The organism is Ruegeria sp. AD5 (assembly GCF_056542345.1).
Window position 1 is genome coordinate 760,366 of record NZ_JBQFZR010000001.1, and the last position, 17,806, is coordinate 778,171.

The window sequence follows — 17,806 nt, forward strand, 5'->3', positions numbered from 1 at the left end:
CCAAAAAAAATCGGAGCTAAAAACAAAAAATTATTTATTTTCAATATGTTAGGGGAATGTCGGGCGACACATAGTTTTGCCATTCCGAGAGGCTTAAGCCATTGATTTTGGGTCATTCGATTTTCGATGGGCGCACGGGTTTTACCATTTGCGACTCAAAGGCTTTCCATCACGTTGGAGCAGCCGAGCAAAAGCTAGACTGAATCTTTATCGCCTTCTTCGGCGCAGATCGTAGGTAAATCTATCAAAATCTCGGCAAGTTCTTGTCTGTTAAGCCTCAGCCGTCCTGCCGATATCGCTTCGATACATCCCGCCAATTCGAGTGCAACTGTGAGAATTGTGGGCCGTAGCCAGCGAATTGAACTTCAACGACAACGTTTGGCTTCGTACTGCAAATCCCTCAAGAAAGTAGCCTTCTCGTCGTCCCATTGCTGCGAAGTGCAGTTTTGAAGGTCATTCAACTTGGACCAAAGGTCGGTTTGCCCGAGTATCGCAGCAGAGCCACATAGTTTATGCGCCGCTTGCCTGTGTGTGTCATTTAGCTCATTGGAATTATTGAGACTGTCAATAAGACCAACAACTTCGTTGTTCAATTCCCTGCAGGCTTCACGGAATTTGTCCGCTCCAAATCGAATCCTGAAGTCATTGTCTGGCTCCATAACCTCAACCCTTTGCACCTTCACAACTTTAGACAGTTCTGACTGTAAAGCCGCCAATGGAACGGGTTTCACCAGCAACCCCTGAAATTCTGCTGCTCGTATGACTTCGTGATCTTTTGGGGCTGCGTGAGCCGTAACTGCTATCGCTGGCAAATTGCCCCACTCGATATTCAGTTCGCGAACTTTTCCGAGTGTTTCGATACCATCGATACCCGGCATGCTGATATCCAACAAAAGTACATCAAATCGCTCGGACCCAAGACGTTCTAAGGCGGCGTAACCACTTTCAGCCTCAGCAACCGAAAAGCCAAGATCTTCAAGCATATCGGTCAAGATCATTCGATTGATTTCATTGTCGTCTACCACCAGCGCTTTCAAACCCTGATAAAGCTCTGCCTGTGGCGCGTCTGTGGAATCCGGTTCGCTCATGACATCAGATCTTGAGGTTGGCAGCGGCAGTCGCATTGTAAACAGGCTGCCTTCTCCAAGCACACTATACGCCGTGATGTCGCCACCCATCGCCTCGACCAATCTTTTGGTAATAGCCAGCCCTAATCCCGTTCCGCTCGTCTCACGTGCAAAGGCGGTATCGATCGTGACAAATTCGTCGAAGATAACGTCCAGATAGTCAGATGATATCCCGACCCCGGTATCTGCAATCCGAAACTCAATCAGATCATCATGATGAAGTCGTTCGACTTCGATCGTGACTGATCCATCCCGCGTAAATTCGATTGCGTTACCTAACAGGTTCACCAAGCATTGCTGCAGCGCAGTCCTGTATCCAAGAACGTCGATAAGCTCTTCAGAGAGAACATCGACCTTCAAGTCGTTGCCACGCGCATCTGCATTCGCCGACAGACTGTCGGCAACTTCGTGGACAACCTCCATAACGTCAAAACTTGATCTGTCACGCAAGGCATTGCCTGAACCCAGTCTGGAAAAATCCAAAACATCAGTCACATGAGACAGCAGCAACTTACCCGACACCTCAATAGAACGAAGATACCGCTTTTGTCTGTCCGTCAGATTGCTCTGATCAATCAATGCCGCAGAGCCGAGTATTCCGTTCAACGGAGTACGCATTTCATGGCTCATCACTGTCAACAGATCGGATTTGGCCTGTTCACTTTCCCGCGCCTTGTCTCTTGCAGTGCGCAAGTCTTCCTCGGCTTTGAGTTCCTCAGTTATATCCCGAAGGAATGAGACAAAGACTTGCTCTCCATCCGTTTCAGCTAGCGATATGGACAGCTCCACGGGAAAAGTTTCCTGCGATTTGCGCAAACCCTCTAACCTGACGCGCCCAGCGCCGATTACCTTTTGCTCGCCGGTCTCGAGAAATCGTGTCATGCCTTTTCGGTGCAGGGCGCGCAGGTGTTCTGGAACGATAAGTTCAGCCATATCAGCACCGATTGCCTCGGCCTGACGGTACCCAAAGACATCTTCGGCGGCACCGTTGAATTCAAGAATTCTTCCAGAAGTATCGACCACCAACACCGCATCCAGTGACGAGGTAATGGCCGCTTCAAATCGGTTGCGAGCCGACTGGCTTTGCCGGGCAAACAACTGCCCTTGCCGGAATAATTTGATGAGAACTGCAAAAGCTAAAAGCAGTGCAACGAAAAGTACAACAAGTAATGATGCCATTCGGGTTAGTGTGCTGGCCAACTCAGCACGTCGGGTTGCGTTTTCCTGGGCAAATCCCTGAATACCGCCCAGCGCAATCTCGCGCACTTCAGGTCGCAGTGTTTGAATCTGCGCCCGCAGATCAGGAAGTGCTGCGCGCAGCTGGTCATCCGGCCCATCGATCAATGGTGTCAGCCGGGATAGAAAATCTTCAGTGGCTTGCAGGGCTGGTTGCGCGGCGGCACCCCCTCGCAGAAATGAAAACAGCTCGCTACTCAACAGCGTATCCGCTCGGCTATAAAAGATATCGAAACGGTTGCGTACAGTGGACAAGTCACCATTGGAACGTGATGAAGCGTCAATGACCGAGACTTCGAACCTAAGCAGCTCGACTTCGAGCTGAGACATCAGCCAGCTGACGTTGTCTGTTTTTGCGGTCGAGAGTGCGTCGAGATCTGATTTCACCTCGCGCCCAAGGGAAAGCACGATAGCCAGACTCACAACCAGCAATCCTACAAAGGCAAAAATGGGCCATCTCTTCATGCTCATTAAAGGCGCTTTAGTGTCGATGGCCTTCTCCTCGGTACTTACTGTGCTACGACTTCCAATCGATTGAGTTGCCAAATGCTGCGGGCATAAATTTCTTCGGACTGATAGGCCTCGTTAGCATCGTAAGGGTAAATTATCCACAAAGGTCCTTTGTCGCGTACTGACATCGCCTTGCCATCGCGCAAGTAGGCAACGATCGGGCCACCATCTGTTGCATCACTGGTGGGAATGGTGACGGCGTAGTCATTCAAAGCCACCGCTCGTATGATCCCCTGCTCTGCCTGGACATGGTCCAGAAGCACATCAAGGGAAACTCCTTCAAAGCTCTGCGTACCCTCTGTCCAGATCGTTGTTGTATCGATTGACTTACTGGGCAATGCCTCAAGGGCTTTCCTGTCGAACGTCCAAGTGTTCTTGTTTCCATTGAGACCGACATCGCCCGAGACCGTAAGAAGTACTTCATTCGCATATGCCGCACTCGCAAATGAAATGGCGAGTGCGGCGCAAAGTGATTTTAGAGTTTTGAGCATGCGAGATTGTGTCCGTGAGTAGGTGAACCTTTGTCAAAACGCTTTTGACACAGCCCCGCGAAACGTTCTTAGACGCAATAGAATAGCTCGCTATACTTTAGGATAGTTCAGCGCACCAAAGGTCACACCATCAGCCTAATTTGCGAACTTTCGACGTCCCAAACCATGCAATCAAAGTTGTCGCTGAGTGCGATAATGAGGCTTTGGCAGCCAGCGTCAAAGAGTAATAGTTTAGGAAAACAACATGAATTTGCAAAGTTCGTCAAATAGTAACCCTTTTGGTGGTTCAACTATTCCGGGTGCGATAAAATCGGATCAAAGCATTTGTTCAAGGTCACCGATATCGATGCGAATTCTATTGGCTGATGATCACGGTTTGGTCCGTGACACGATCTCATCCTACCTCGAAACCGAGGGGCGCGCGGCAGTTGTTGCCGTACCCGATTACATGGCTGCGATGAAATTGCTGTCATCCGAAGATCCATTCGACCTTGTCCTGTTAGACTTTGATATGCCGGGTATGAACGGGATCGAAGGGCTTTCAGACGCAATTCGTCAATTCCCTGAACAGGCTTTTGCGATATTGAGCGGGACCGCACCAAACAAGATCGCACAGGAAGCGGTCGAAATGGGCGCCGTTGGTTTCTTGCCCAAAACCATGGGCGCCAAATCTCTGGTCAACGCGGTGCGATTTATGATCGCCGGCGAAACCTTCGTCCCGGCCAGCGTTCTAAGTATGGATGGCGATGTTAAAGAAAGCGACTTTTCCCGTCAGCTCAGCCAGCGGGAAAAACAGGTTCTACGCGGATTGTGCCGTGGGCAGTCCAACAAGGAAATCGCGCGAGAGCTGGATCTTCAGGAGGTGACGATCAAGCTGCATGTTCGGACCCTTTGCAAGAAACTGAATGCAAAAAACCGGACCCAGGCCGCTCTGATCGCTCGGGATGCAGGGTTCGAGTGACCCGAGTCCGCAGGGGGGGGGACTTCAGAATAGAAAGTGATCGTAGAGTTGGTCGAAATCCGACGCTACGCCTTCAAGGATTAATGTCGTATCCGGTGACAAAGTTACGTAGACATCGGTCCCGCCCACGATTTCCGCGTTGGCATCAAACCAGTCAGACGTATCAGCTCCGCCACTATCGATGTTGAGCGCGCGCAGATCGAGTAAATCGCCATCACTGAGCGAAAAGTCAGTGATCGTATCGGTCGACCCATCCAGATCCTCATCGCGGAAAATGAACCTGTCTGCATCAGCGCCACCGGTGGCTTGATCATCTCCTGCACCAAGGTAAAGCCGATCTTTCCCTGAACCTCCGTCCAGAACGTCGTCACCGCTGGAGCCATTCAGATAATCGTTGCCAGCGCCCCCAATCAACTCGTCATCGTCAGAACCACCCTTCAGCGTGTCGGAGCCCTCACCGCCAGCTAATGTGTCGTTTCCGGATCCGCCATCCAGAGTATCCGCGCCGAGACCGCCTATCGCGGTATCATCACCTGAGCCCCCAGAGAGGCTGTCGTCGCCCGCACCGCCATCTAGGTCATCGTTGCCAGATCCTCCGGACAGCGTGTCTTTTCCGTCGTCCCCGGAAAGAAAATCATCACCGGATCCACCTGACAAATTATCATTGCCATCGCCACCGTTCAGGACATCCGCGCCAGACCCGCCATCGAGTTGGTCATCGCCTGTGCCACCGAACATCTCATCATTGCCCGAGCCACCGTCCATAACGTCTTGGCCGTCTTCACCTCGCAAACTGTCAGCTTCGGATCCACCGCGGAGTGTGTCATCGCCCTGACCACCGATGAGAATGTCAAAGCCTGAGCCTCCATCCAAAATGTCGTTGCCGATCCCACCATCCAGCATGTCGTGCCCAGCCGAGCCCATCAGGTGATCGTCGCCCTGCCCGCCGAACAACGAGTCATCGTCTTCTGTAAGAACATTGCCAAACTGGTCGTACCGCACACCGTCTTCGTCATATTGCGAGACAATGCCGCTGGCGGCACCGACGCCCGCTCCACCGTGCAGCAGATCGTTGCCGTCATCCCCTTCGAGCACGTCCCCTGAACTACCACCCGTCAGGGTATCAGTGCCAATCCCACCGTATAGGGCATCGCTACCTGCATTGCCCGAAAGGTCATCATCGTAGCTCAACGCGCCTTCGGTGGTCGCAACAAGTGTCAGATCCTTAACCAAAACGCTTGCATCCAAATCGACGGGCGCAAACGGACTGGTTGCTGTCGGGTCGGCGGCACCATCATTCGAATACGATTTCGGCGCCTCTTCGATAAGGTGCAACCTAGCCTCGCCGGTCACATCATCCACGATGACCTGGAAAATCGCGCCTGTTGCAGGTGTCGAGTCATCCATGTCGTGGTCGCCTGAGTTGCCACCGACAAACAGGTTTCCGTCTACGTCAATGATTGCAGCTCCAAACGTCATTAGCGGGACCCCATTCAGGACTTCGCCGTTAATCACTGTCGATGTGACTGAAACCGTTCGAAACTCTGGTTCGCCCGAAGAGATATCAACGATCAGCATAACCGTAGCTGCACCTTCGGAACTTGGGCGAGAGACACCGTAGAACGACTGTGAGGCCGCGTCGAACGCAACATCGTAGACTTTGAAATCCACAAGATCGGATGGCAACTTGTATACTGTGGTTACCGGATTTCCATCCGTATCAAACTGATCAACATCGATGACTGCGATACGATCCATACTGGATTGAAACGACCAAAGGTTGCCCTGATCATCAAAATCCCCGGTCCAAGACCGATATGGTGTGCTGCCAACACGGTAACTGTTTCCTTCGGCGTCCAGCATCACCAAATCAGAGCGGCTAACCACCTGCCCCAATGAATCCACTCCGTCACCTACTGCGATGGCATACAGAAGGTCGTCTTCCGTATTGTAACCCATCGAGTTCACATTGACCGTGCCCTCGACGCCCGCCATTTCATAGGCTTGGGTTTCGATATCAAACACATGCAGTGTTCCATTTAGAACCTGATAGAGATTTGATTGCCCATCGGCGAATGCGGAAACCGTCACGGTTTGTCCACCAATCTCGACATCCTTATCATAGTGAAACGCAGGACCGGACGTATCAATTGTTGGACCGTTGCCTGACACATCAATCGATCTGATCGTAATGGTCGAGCTGTCATCGTCAGCTGTGAATTGAACGGAATGAGATCCGAAGGCACCGCTTTGAGAAGAAAACTCTGCGAACACCTCACCATCGACCAGAACTTCGACGGCAGCCCCGGAACGACCTGCAGCAAAATTTGTCGCGAGATCCAGGTTCAGTTCATAGACCCCGCCCGCTTCGGTCGTAATCTGCTGCTCCATCTGTTGGTGGCCGTTTGCAAGATCAATCAATCCCCATTCGCCGTTCTCGGCGTAGTCGGAAAAACTGACAGCACCTTCTGTGCCGTCCAGCAAGTTTGCCTCGGCATAGTCACCGTGCAACACATCATCGCCAGCTTGCCCTTGGATCTCATCGTTTCCGGCAAGCCCTATCAGGGTCTCCTGCTCACTTCCGCCAACAAGTTGATCGGACAAACCCGTTCCTGAAATTACATTTGAAGATACCGCAGGCATCATTTCACCTCTTACTTTCAGCTATTTGGAGTAAAAATTTACCAACCGATGCCGTCGATCCGACGGTTCACCGGGTTCTCGGGAAACAAGCGCACCACATCCACGACCGGCATCTCCGGTTTACTGGAAACGGCGTTCTGATAAGCGGGGTTGCGATGGCAGACGATGACGGCCTCGGCCTGTTCCATTACGTCTTCTATGCTGTCGCATAGCATCGATTTGATGGATTCCGCGAGACTTCGAATGCCAGAGCCCGCGTGATGCATGTAGGCTTGCAACCCACTCAGAGGGGTTTCTTTTGTCACCGCCGGATCATGCAGGACCAACTCCACCCCCTCGGCATGGAGCTCGGCCATGACTTCCAGAATAGGGCTTTCGCGCAGATCGTCGGTGCCGGGTTTGAAAGCCAGCCCCAGTACCCCAACGCGCTTGGCCCCCGTTTTGCGAAGCATCTCGGTCGCTTGATCGATCTGCTCTCGGTTTGAGCGGTCAAGGTTGCCGATCATGGGCAGTTCGACACCCAGTTCTTCGGCTATATGTGTAACCGCCCGCACTTCTTTCGGCAGGCATGAGCCGCCATAGGCAAAGCCCGGCTTCAGATAGTAAGGTGAGAGGTTCAGCTTTGTATCTTGGGTAAAGACATCCATGACCGCGTGGCTGTCCACGCCCAGCGGCTTGCACAAGCGGCCGACTTCGTTGGCAAAGCAAACCTTGGTCGCGTGCCATACATTGTCGACATATTTGATAGTCTCAGCCACTTCGACTGTTGTCAAAATGGGATTTGGATCAACCGGTGCGAAGATGCGCTTCATGACTTCCGCCGTGCGAAAATCGTTGGTGCCAAGCACTGTTTTCGGAGGGTTATGGAAGTCATCTATGGCGACGCCTTCCCGTAGAAACTCAGGATTGAAGCACACCCCAAAGTCCTGGCCCATCTTCTTTTCTGAAAGCCTTTCGAGGATCGGAACCATCACATTCATCGTGGTTCCGGGCGGGATCGAGCACCGCATGGCAAAGATGTGGAAACCATCTTTTTGGCGAAGGCCGACCGCCATCGAGCGCGCAGCCTGTTCGATATAACTATAGTCGCAGCCCCCATCCGGGGCGGTTGGAGTTCCGACCGATACAAAGGTAACGTCGGTTTCGCGTACAGCTGCGCTCAGATCGTCGGTTGCAGAGATCAGCCCTTTTTGAACGCCTTGCTTGAGAGTTGAACCAAGATTTTCTTCGTGGATCGGGCTCACTCCGCGCGCGATCTGGCTCACTTTGTCAGGGTCGATGTCAACACCTACGACCCGATGCCCAAGTGAGGCCAAACAGGCGGTTGAGACAGCGCCGACATAGCCCAGCCCGACAACACTGATCCGGGGTTTTTGCGAAGACGTTGGTATGACAATTTCGGCGTCTTTCTGAGTAATTTTTCTGAGTTCCATAGATTTACCTCCGATTTAAATCCAAGGTAACGCGCTGATAATTTTGAGAAATGTATCGGCAGACTATCTGGAATGCGCAAATGACGCCGGATATATACGAATGGTCATCAAACCCATACGACAGAAAAAACCCGCGTGAAAATCCACGCGGGCCAGTCTTCAGGAGGGTGGTGCAAGTGAATCTAAGCTACAGCGACACGGTCATAGATATCCTCGTATCTCACAATGTCGTCTTCGCCTAAGTAACAACCGGATTGAACTTCGATCAGATGCAAAGGCAGTTTCCCCGGGTTCTCCAACCGATGGACAGCACCCAGCGGGATGTAGGTCGATTCATTCTCGGAAAGCAGGCTGACTCTGTCACCAACCGTCACGGTTGCCGAACCACTGACGACAACCCAGTGTTCGGCTCGGTGCATATGGCTTTGCAGGGACAGCTTGGCACCAGGCAGAACCATGATCCGTTTGACCTGAAACCGAGGACCCAGCGACAGGGTTTCGTAGTAACCCCAGGGACGATGGCACCGACGGAACATCTCGGCCTGGTCGGAGCCTTCGTTGCGCAACGCTTCCACTACCTTGCCGACTTCAGCACTGTGCGACATGTCCGCGACCAGAATTCCATCGTCGGTCGCGACTGCAACGATGTCCTTCAAGCCTAGTCCGACCAACTTGATATCCGGGTTTTCCGACCTCAGCAGGCTGTCGCGGCAATCAATGGCTGTCGAATTTCCAGAAGTGACATTCGCCCCCTCATCTCCCTGACCCTGATCCTTCACCGATTTCCAGCTGCCCAGATCGGACCACCCGCAGTCCAATTCAAACGCCACGACACCGTTTTCGATATGCTCCATTACCGCATGATCAAACGAGAGGCTCGGGCAGCGGGAAAAGGCGTTTTGATCCATTCGGTAGAAACCCAGATCCTTTAAACCAAGAGCCAACGCAGCCTCGACCGGTGCAGACATGTCAGGGGCAAAAGCTTCAAATGCCTTTAGAACGGTATCAACTCGGAACATGAACATCCCGGCATTCCACAGCCAGTCACCGCTGTCCAACATGCCCTTGGCGGTTTCGGCATCGGGCTTTTCCGCAAACGCAGAAATCAGCAGAGATCCTTGGTAACCGCCTGCAACCCGTAGGTACCCGAAACCCGTCGCGGCATGATCGGGTTTGATCCCAAAGGTGACGATCTTACCGCGTTTGGCTGTTTTTTCAGCGCGCACCATAGTCCGGCGAAATGCCGGCACGTCATCGATTGCGTGATCGCTGGGCAGGACAAGCAGGATCGTTTCCGGCTCTTCTTTGTACCGCAAAGCAGCTGCCAGAACTGCAGCGGCGGTATTGCGGCCAACAGGTTCCACGATCAGTTCAGACTTTTCGGCATCAACATCTGCCAATTGTTGTTGAGCAATGAACCTGTAGTCTTCGCCCGTCACGATCAGTGGTGCCGAAAATCCAGGCTCGGCCACACGTTCAACTGTTTTCTGAAACAGGCTGTTGTCGCCATCCAGTTCGACGAACTGCTTTGGGTAACTCTTACGAGAGACGGGCCAGAGACGGGTGCCGGAACCACCAGCAAGGATAATTGGCTGAATCATGTGAAACCTCATCATTACAAGTCTGATTCCAGATTATCGGCCCCCGCTCTTATTGCTGTGTGTCATAGGCTTAAGCTCACTATCGAAAGGATAGGTCTATTAGCCGAACTGCATCTCGATCAGACCGACATAGGTCAGGATGGCGGTTAAAAACGTCAGGATAGCGGTGACCATCTGGAACTTGGCAAATCCGCTTTTTAGTGTCTCGGCAAAGCCCGATCCACCGCCAGAGCTTTGGTTGCCTCTGTTCGACCATTTCTGTTTGGATAGGTGAAAGATCATGTAGATCTTGACCGTCGCGTTGATCACTTGATTGAGATACAGGATGAACGGCCAACTCATATCCGCGCGCCTGCTGTATCCGAACAGGAACAGACACAGCACGATCCGAGAAAACAACACCCAGATGATGCAGTTCCAGAAGTAACCCGGCGCAATCAGGCTGCCGACAACGGCCATGACCGGACTGACCATCATAGTCCACATGGCGATCCGTTGATCAACGACACACCACCAGATGAAAAACGGCATTGCAGTCGGCCCAAGTGCGATTGCGCGACTTCCGTTCCGCAGCATGTTGCCCGACCAACGGCGGAAATTCTGGACCATCCGCATGAGGCCATTTTCCTTGATGACCTCAATTGTGTAGACCGTCGCATCCGGCACATAGGTCATTTTCGCACCCACGCTCAGCAGGCGATACCAGGTTGATTTGTCATCCCCGGACAGAAACCGGAAATTACCCCAAAGCCAGTGATGCAGGTGATCCGCCTCGATCGTGCGAATGAATTTTTCGTCCAGAATATGGCGCGCGCGAAACACGCTCATTCTCCCCGTCAACGTCAACACACGACCCGACAAAGCATGGCTTTGCATCGCAAGGCGACGCTGGGCGAACCGCATGTCCAGCCATTTTGCGATCCAGGCCGGGCCATAGCATATGACCTCTTCATCTGTGGTCAGCGCCTGTAATTCTGGATCGCTTGCAAACATTGGCAGGGTTTTACGTAGAACATCCCCGCCAAACAGGGCGTCGCCGTCCATAAAGATCACCAAATCATCAGGCGAAGCACCGGATCGACAGATCGCCCGCAGGATCAGACCAATCGCCATTCGCTTGCCCGGCTGGTTCTGACGGATGAATACAAGCGTCGCCAGATCATCCGGGATATCCTGCGCATAGGTTTCGACAAAGTCGCGAATGACCTGCTCATCATATGCACTGCCTGTACCGATATAGATCGTCGTCGGAATCCGTTCGCGGCGGATTTGTCCAAGGATGGACCCCACAACACGTTTGGTGATGGAGGGTTCCTCAAAATAGGTCGTCATCTGAATATGAAGGCGTTTGGGGCGCCAGCCCGCATCCCAAATTGCATCCGCCCGGCGCCGCATGCCCGGCCATTTGCCTTTCGCATAAATCTGAGCCCTTAACGCATGGGTAAACCACCAACCAAATCGCCAGAACCCAAGTGTTCCAAGGACCATCGTGACGTGCAAAACACTCGGGTTGAAGAACCGGTTCGGTACATTCGCCAACAGCCAGAGCAGCCCCATAAACAAGAGCAAAAACAAGGTGAACTGCGGTAGTGACCACTTGCAAAAATAGTTGGGAACATTTGTTTGCAGCTCCCTTAACCGCCAAGCCAGATCCTTGTCGAACTCATATTCAGTCATCGGATCGGCCCACACGTGGGTCCATGGACTTTATCCAGGTACGGAAGTGTGTCCCCAACTGTCGCTTTGCTTCCAGATTTACCGGGGCTCCCAACCGTAATTGGCTCTTTGTTTGTTTCGAGGACAGGCCAATTGCGCGAACCGTAACAATGATTCCGAATTCTCCGGGTCGTTCAGGATTGTCCCCTGCGCGCACGTCCCAGACCTCACCGGGAATGGTGATCTTCTTTCCCTTCTCATTGAAGCCGATCGTTGCGGGCATGCCGATGTAAATCGTTTCAGCAAACCGTTCCGACACCCACCCGATCGTCATACGAGGCTCAGCCGTTTCAAAGACCAACTCGTTTGCCGTACCACCGAACGGCTGCCCCTTCCGAACGATGAAGTCCTGAACAATCCCGTCTGTTGCTGCGCGAACGTGATTGTTTTCAATTTTCTGTTGCTGAGCTTCTTTTGTTGCTTCCAACGCCTTTACCGCGGAGGCGCGATTGCGTTCTTCGGCTTCCAGCAAGTTTGTTACGATCAATACTGGATCGACCGACTGCGCCAGCTCAGGGTTGCGTTCACGAAGGCTAAGCCATTGGCGCCGTAGATCGTCAAACCCGCCGTCCTGCACCAACTCTACATAGAAGCGCATGGCTGCCGCGACGCGTTCGGATAATACCTCCGAGTTTGATAGGGACCGAAGTTCTTTCAAAGCCTCGGAGATTTTGACATCCTCGGTGCGGGCAAGCGCCAGTTCCGCCTCGGTGCGTTTGAGCGCCGCCACAGCTTCCGCATCGTCCATCAAGAATAGAAGATCACCCTCGCGCACCTCCTGCCCAGCCGTGACTTCAATGTGTTCGATATAGCCGTTGGCTGAAGGGAAAGAAGAGATCATTGGGGCCAACACGCGCCCGTGTTGGATGTCAATTCGGTCCAAATTGGTGAAAATGTTGTTTCCAATAACGCCAATCACCGCTGCTGCGATCAGCAGATAGGTCGCCACATTGAGTACAACACGCAAAGATCGTGGAAGAAATCTCGCAGGTTTCCGGGATTGTTCGCCTTCCGTTTCCTCCATCGGCACCAAGTCAACCGGAGTGTCGAGACTGGTTATCACATCTGCGCTGCTTGCCATTCGCCCAGACAACAGAGAGCGATAAAACAGAGCCAACGTCTCGCGTTGCCGACCGCTTAGACCTTCCAGCTGCACTGTGGAATTGGGACCTGGCTTCGACAAACGTACCGGGAAGCGGATATCTACGCCTTGAAACGGAACGCTAAGTGTCGCGGTTTTGGGGCATTCAGGCGCGTCGTCCGGCCATTCCAGCCCCGCAAGCGACCAGCGTTCAATCGCGACCACCGCGCCAGAGGGGGTTTCCACGACCAGCGGTGCTTTGACCTTCCAATCCAGGTCCGACCCCGGTGTTTCGTGCAATATACGCAATGTCGCCTCAGAAACTGTTGACAGGACTGAGGTAGCAACAAATCACAGCTTCTGACGGACACACGGACGCATATTTGTACGCAAATAAGATCGCTTCCGATACGAAAGTATATCAGGAAAATCTTCCTGGACCGCGCCAGAGCCTCTTATTGTGTTCTCGAACTTCTGCATTTGCGCTTTAGTTCAGAGGCGCGAGAATACAGCCTTGAGTTGAAACGCTTCACAGCAACAAACCGCAATCACCCTTGAGGCGGTTTTATGTGAAGCGATCTTTGGTTGAGTAACGGCCGTTCAGTGGAACAAGTACGAAAGGCTGCCTCGCGGACTTTGCAGTCATTCGCCTTCTCACTACAGATGAAGGCACAGCCCCGAAGCTGACATCGGAGGCGGTGCAGGATACTAAGTGGGAGGCGATCTTCAGTCCCCCCACTCACGGCCCAAAGCCGACTTTGAGCACAGCCGCCGAATTTTGCGTCCGCAGCGCGCTTAGCGGCCCTTCGCAGTCAGGCACAGCTTCAAGGCTGATGCCTTATCAAGACTTAACAATCGCTCTTTTTGGAAATGTGTGTTCGGCTAGCGCATCTGGCCTAGAAGCAATTTTGCGTTTAGCGTTGTGCCCACTGTGGGAGTTCAGTCTTTGGAAAGACGTCTAGCAGCGATACTTGCCGCCGATGTGGTTGGTTATAGCCGTCTTATTCGAAATGACGAGGCCGGCACGCTTGCAAGGGTCAAAGCCCATCGCGAACAGTTTTTTGAACCAATTGTCGCTTCGCGACATGGGCGCATCGTCAAATTGATGGGCGACAGCTTGCTTCTTGAGTTTGCAAGTGCAGTTGAGGCCGTTCGGTGTGCGTTGGACATGCAACACTATGTAGGCGTCGCTAATGCGGACCTGCCGCAAGATTCGCAGGTGCGATACCGGATCGGTCTCAATGTTGGCGACATTGTCGTCGATCAGGATGACATTCACGGGGATGGTGTAAATGTCGCCGCACGCATTGAAAGCCTGGCTGTCCCGGATGGCATTTACATGTCGGCTAGCGTTTTCGAACAGGTCCATACCAAGCTCGATCTCACCATCGAAGATTTGGGGATGCGAAAGGTCAAGAATATCTCCGAACCCGTTCACATCTACCGCCTTGCAATGGATGAAAAGGCAAAAGCCATCGTTTCTCCTATCGTGCCACTTACGAACAAGCCTTCGAAAAATCGCCTGATCACGGTTAGTTGCACCGCAATTGTCCTGGCGTTAATAGTCGCGGCATGGCTTCAACCTTGGTCCGTGGTGCAATCCCCGGACACGGATGAACAAGCCGCAGCCCTGTCTGGCAAACCCTCCATCGCGGTCATGGCGTTCGACAATCTCAACAACGACCCAAGCCAAGATTACCTCAGCGACGGACTGAGTGAGAACATCTTGACGGCCTTGTCCCGTTTTTCAGACTTCTTCGTAGTCGCCCGAAATTCGACATTATCATATAAGGACACTCCGGCAGATATACAGAAAGTGTCAGAAGAATTGGGTGTTCGCTATGTTGTTGAGGGGAGCGTTCAAATTGCCGGTGAGCGTTTGCGCGTGACGTCCCAACTCATTGATGCGACGACGGGCCAGAATATCTGGGCAGACAGCTATGACCGAGACCTACAGGACATATTTTCAGTGCAGGATGAGATAACGCGAACCATAGCTTCGCTTCTCTCCACAAATATCGATCTGGCGGAGTACAGCCGCCTCAATCATCAGCCTACTGATAGTCTTGGCGCTTACGAATTGCGCAAACGCGCGCAGGAGGAGTGGTTTACCTTCACAAAAGAAGGAAACATCAGGGCGGAAGAGCTAAGCGCAAAAGCCATTGTTCTCGATCCGAACTATGCCGGGGCGTATGTCGAAAACGCTTGGGCACATATAAACGGGTATCGTTGGGGGTGGACGAACTCTTTAACGCGCGAGGAATCACTGGAGCGTGCATTTGAGATGGCGCGGAAAGCCATTGAACTGGAACCCTTCAATTTCAAAGGTCATTGGGTCTTAGCCAATGCAACTACTCAAAGCGGTAACCTTGAACGGGCTGCTTCGCTTTACGACAAAGCAATTTCTCTGAATCCAAATTCGGCATCCGTTCTGGCAGATTCCATCGACCCGCTCGTCTATGGCGGCAAGGCGCCTGAAGCCGTTGAGCGCATGAAACTGGCGATCCGGCTGAACCCACATCACCAAGACTGGTATCTTTGGAATCTGGGTTGGGCTCAGTACTTCGCCGAGGAGTATGAAGATGCAAAGGCTTCAGTTGAACAAATGAACGAAATACCCGACGGCTTGAAACGCACCTTCGCGCCAATTCTTTTACGCCTTGGTCTTCCCAGTGATGCGCAGACTATTATCGATGAGTTTCTAGTGGCCAATCCCGAATTCACTATCCAAGAGGCGATGAATGCGCCATTCGAGAGTGAGGCGTATCTCAATCGGTGGGTAGAGGATCTGCAAAAATTGGGTGTGCCTGATACCAAAGAATGAACGATTTTTCGAGTTTCGCTTTGCGGGCGTCGCCACCAGACTCAGACACCCACAACTATCGCGACAAACTTTAATCCTGCGATTTGCGGCTGTGGCTTTGTAGTATTTTCAGCCCAAAGCGGACCTCCAAATCCAAGCATGTTGACTTACGAGATACGGACGAACTGACGTTCGCTTTCATCCGCGTAATGCCTGCATCCGGTAAGCGATGTTCTCTGCGGAAAGGCTCAACTATTTGGGAAACAGAAAGGTAGCCACAAGTCTCGCGCCCCAACCGTCGGGCCCACTATCGGGGCCGTCAGCCCAATAGCGTACTCCTCCGCCTACGCTGATAAGTTGATCGCCGAGTTGGGTAACTTTGGCGACAACACCGTTGATTGGCGCAGACCATTGATCGTTTTCCCAGTCGTAGGTGGACTCAGTGTTTAAAGTGAACGTCCACGCGTTCGAATTTGTGTAGGAAATAAATGGCTGTAAGAACGTCTGGCTGATGTCGGTATCACCATCAATGTCCCAGATGTGATTTGTCAGGCCGCCATATGTCCACGGACCCTGCTGTTTGAGTGCCACGCCGGTAACTCCTGCACCCCACGCTCCGAGACCTAAGCTGTTATCTGTCGACGTTGGCAGCAGAAAAACGGGTCCAGCCCCCCAGATCCAACCGCCCGCACTTGGTTTTTTGGGCGAAAGAAATAAGCTTTGAACAGTATCTCCTAGCCCAGTCTCGGATCCAGAACCCGGAAAGCTACCATCTATAGAGGCAATTGGGAGAATTGTTCGGGATATGACGTTCCAATCGTCCGTAAGATTAAAGGGTACAACCGGCTGTACATTCAATATCCAACGCGAACCGTTTCTGTCGGCACCCAAATTCTGATCATAGTTCAGCTGGAATGGCACACTAATCAGAGCGGCCACGGGGTTGGCAAGTTGCTTTGCTAGTTCTTCTTCCTGGGACTCTGCCCACGCAGTACCAGAAAGGACACCAACCCCGGCAAGTATGGAGCAGCGTAGCAACCTTAGTTTCATAGGCGGTCTCCTTTCAACTGGCCGTTTCCTCATGGGTGGCTTGCACTTGAGATCGCCAGATTGGCAATGACGTCAATGGCCCACTCACAGTCCGCCACCGCCGAACTGGATGAAATTATCCAACCTGGTTGACTTATAGCCAAAATACTTGGTCGAAACTGGCTTTCAGACTGTCTCCATAAGCGTGTCCGAAAGCACATCCTCGGAGAGCGCCCCCGGTGCGCCTATTGCGACAAGCCTTGTTTCGGGTTTGCGGTCACCCCAAGCACCATCCCGTGCGATGTCCATTCGTTTTCCAACCACCTGAACAAGAATGCGATGATCTGGATCCTCCTCGCTGAAAACAAAACCCTTGAGGCGATAAACGTCGCCCGGAAGCTTCCGAATTGCACTCCGGAGGGAAGACAGGCTTATTGGGCGTTCAGCTTTCATCATGGTCGTAGAAAAGCTGTCTGAGTGATCAGACTGGTGGCAACCACAATCTGGCCCATGTTCGTGATGATCGGGTATTTCTGTTTCGAGCTGTTCGGCGGCAAAGCGACCGACTGAAAGAAGTATGTCCAGAGGGACGTCTGCGTTTACAGCTTCGACAAGACGATAGCGACGGAAGCGAGAGCCAAGCCAGTCGTGCACCTTCTGAACTGTGGCCCTGTCGACGAGGTCGACCTTGTTCAAAATAACCATGTCCGAGAACGCAATTTGACGGAGCTTTAGTTCCATTTGTTCCGGCGCAGCAAATAGCTGATCCGCATCGACCAGACACATAAGGCTGTCCAAGCGGATCATGTCCCGAAACTTCTGATCGGTAAATGTCATCGCAATTGATGACGGATCCGACACTCCACTTGCTTCAAGGACGATGTATTCCGGTTTCTCGGGCCGGGCGAGAACGGCTTCCACCGTTTCGATCAAGTCATCTCGTATCGAGCAGCAAACGCACCCATTTGCCAGGCTCATAACGTCATCTTCGAGGCCGACCACCAAGTCTGCATCGACGTTTATGGATCCAAAGTCATTTACAAGAACCGCAACCCGCAACCCGTGATTGCCTGTTAGGATCCGGTTCAAAAGTGTTGTCTTACCGGCTCCAAGAAAGCCGGTAAGGATCGTGACAGGGATCGCAGAAATCGAACCAAATTCAATCATTGTTCGAT

Annotated in this window: 11 protein-coding genes; 2 read left to right on the top strand and 9 right to left on the bottom strand. The window is 52.5% G+C overall.

Annotated features, from left to right (window positions below; translation table 11 throughout):
- Positions 1 to 365 precede the first annotated feature (365 nt).
- Together ACR0JG_RS03850 and ACR0JG_RS03855 are read right to left on the bottom strand one after the other, a co-directional pair.
- Complete coding sequence (locus ACR0JG_RS03850; RefSeq protein WP_480567608.1) at positions 366 to 2,909, bottom strand: hybrid sensor histidine kinase/response regulator; 2,544 nt, start codon at positions 2,907 to 2,909, stop codon at positions 366 to 368.
- Positions 2,873 to 3,364: a putative pterin-binding protein gene (locus ACR0JG_RS03855; protein ID WP_170402696.1), complete on the bottom strand. Its 492-nt coding sequence runs from the start codon at positions 3,362 to 3,364 to the stop codon at positions 2,873 to 2,875. Before ACR0JG_RS03855 ends, ACR0JG_RS03850 begins: the two co-directional genes overlap by 37 nt.
- Before the next feature lie 346 nt (positions 3,365 to 3,710).
- On the opposite strand from ACR0JG_RS03855, the gene ACR0JG_RS03860 reads away from it, so the two are divergent.
- Positions 3,711 to 4,325 carry a response regulator transcription factor gene (locus ACR0JG_RS03860; protein WP_155150329.1) on the top strand — a complete coding sequence of 205 codons (615 nt, stop codon included), beginning with the start codon at positions 3,711 to 3,713 and terminating at the stop codon, positions 4,323 to 4,325.
- A 24-nt stretch (positions 4,326 to 4,349) separates the two neighbouring features.
- Here ACR0JG_RS03860 and ACR0JG_RS03865 read toward each other — a convergent pair whose 3' ends face one another.
- The 5 genes from ACR0JG_RS03865 to ACR0JG_RS03885 form a co-directional block, all read right to left on the bottom strand.
- On the bottom strand, positions 4,350 to 6,929 hold the full coding sequence (locus ACR0JG_RS03865) for a calcium-binding protein (protein ID WP_480567610.1): 2,580 nt from the start codon (positions 6,927 to 6,929) through the stop codon (positions 4,350 to 4,352).
- A 77-nt stretch (positions 6,930 to 7,006) separates the two neighbouring features.
- A complete protein-coding gene (locus ACR0JG_RS03870) occupies positions 7,007 to 8,401 on the bottom strand; it encodes a nucleotide sugar dehydrogenase (protein WP_480567612.1) in 1,395 nt (464 codons plus the stop codon).
- 182 nt (positions 8,402 to 8,583) lie between these two features.
- Positions 8,584 to 10,002 carry a mannose-1-phosphate guanylyltransferase/mannose-6-phosphate isomerase gene (locus ACR0JG_RS03875; protein ID WP_170402708.1) on the bottom strand — a complete coding sequence of 473 codons (1,419 nt, stop codon included), beginning with the start codon at positions 10,000 to 10,002 and terminating at the stop codon, positions 8,584 to 8,586.
- Between the two features lie 99 nt (positions 10,003 to 10,101).
- Complete coding sequence (locus ACR0JG_RS03880; RefSeq protein WP_170402711.1) at positions 10,102 to 11,679, bottom strand: glycosyltransferase; 1,578 nt, start codon at positions 11,677 to 11,679, stop codon at positions 10,102 to 10,104.
- Positions 11,672 to 13,099, bottom strand: a complete 1,428-nt coding sequence (locus tag ACR0JG_RS03885) for an HlyD family secretion protein (RefSeq protein WP_480567614.1) — start codon at positions 13,097 to 13,099, stop codon at positions 11,672 to 11,674. The genes ACR0JG_RS03880 and ACR0JG_RS03885 overlap by 8 nt, the downstream gene beginning before the upstream one ends.
- Before the next feature lie 631 nt (positions 13,100 to 13,730).
- Here ACR0JG_RS03885 and ACR0JG_RS03890 point away from each other — a divergent pair.
- Positions 13,731 to 15,623 (top strand): adenylate/guanylate cyclase domain-containing protein, encoded by a 1,893-nt coding sequence (locus ACR0JG_RS03890; protein WP_480567617.1) that lies wholly within the window; start codon positions 13,731 to 13,733, stop codon positions 15,621 to 15,623.
- A gap of 231 nt (positions 15,624 to 15,854) precedes the next feature.
- Here the strand turns inward: ACR0JG_RS03890 and ACR0JG_RS03895 are convergent, their stop codons facing one another.
- Complete coding sequence (locus ACR0JG_RS03895) at positions 15,855 to 16,652, bottom strand: transporter (RefSeq protein ID WP_480567619.1); 798 nt, start codon at positions 16,650 to 16,652, stop codon at positions 15,855 to 15,857.
- 165 nt (positions 16,653 to 16,817) lie between these two features.
- Complete coding sequence (locus tag ACR0JG_RS03900; protein WP_480567621.1) at positions 16,818 to 17,798, bottom strand: CobW family GTP-binding protein; 981 nt, start codon at positions 17,796 to 17,798, stop codon at positions 16,818 to 16,820.
- Positions 17,799 to 17,806 lie beyond the last annotated feature (8 nt).

Bases quoted from the DNA above. Each gene is read 5' to 3' on its own strand.
- ACR0JG_RS03855 (WP_170402696.1), bottom strand. From the start codon at position 3,364: ATGCTCAAAACTCTAAAATCACTTTGCGCCGCACTCGCCATTTCATTT.
- ACR0JG_RS03880 (WP_170402711.1), bottom strand. From the start codon at position 11,679: ATGACTGAATATGAGTTCGACAAGGATCTGGCTTGGCGGTTAAGGGAG.
- ACR0JG_RS03895 (WP_480567619.1), bottom strand. From the start codon at position 16,652: ATGAAACTAAGGTTGCTACGCTGCTCCATACTTGCCGGGGTTGGTGTC.
- ACR0JG_RS03875 (WP_170402708.1), bottom strand. From the start codon at position 10,002: ATGATTCAGCCAATTATCCTTGCTGGTGGTTCCGGCACCCGTCTCTGG.
- ACR0JG_RS03860 (WP_155150329.1), top strand. From the start codon at position 3,711: ATGCGAATTCTATTGGCTGATGATCACGGTTTGGTCCGTGACACGATC.
- ACR0JG_RS03900 (WP_480567621.1), bottom strand. From the start codon at position 17,798: ATGATTGAATTTGGTTCGATTTCTGCGATCCCTGTCACGATCCTTACC.
- ACR0JG_RS03870 (WP_480567612.1), bottom strand. From the start codon at position 8,401: ATGGAACTCAGAAAAATTACTCAGAAAGACGCCGAAATTGTCATACCA.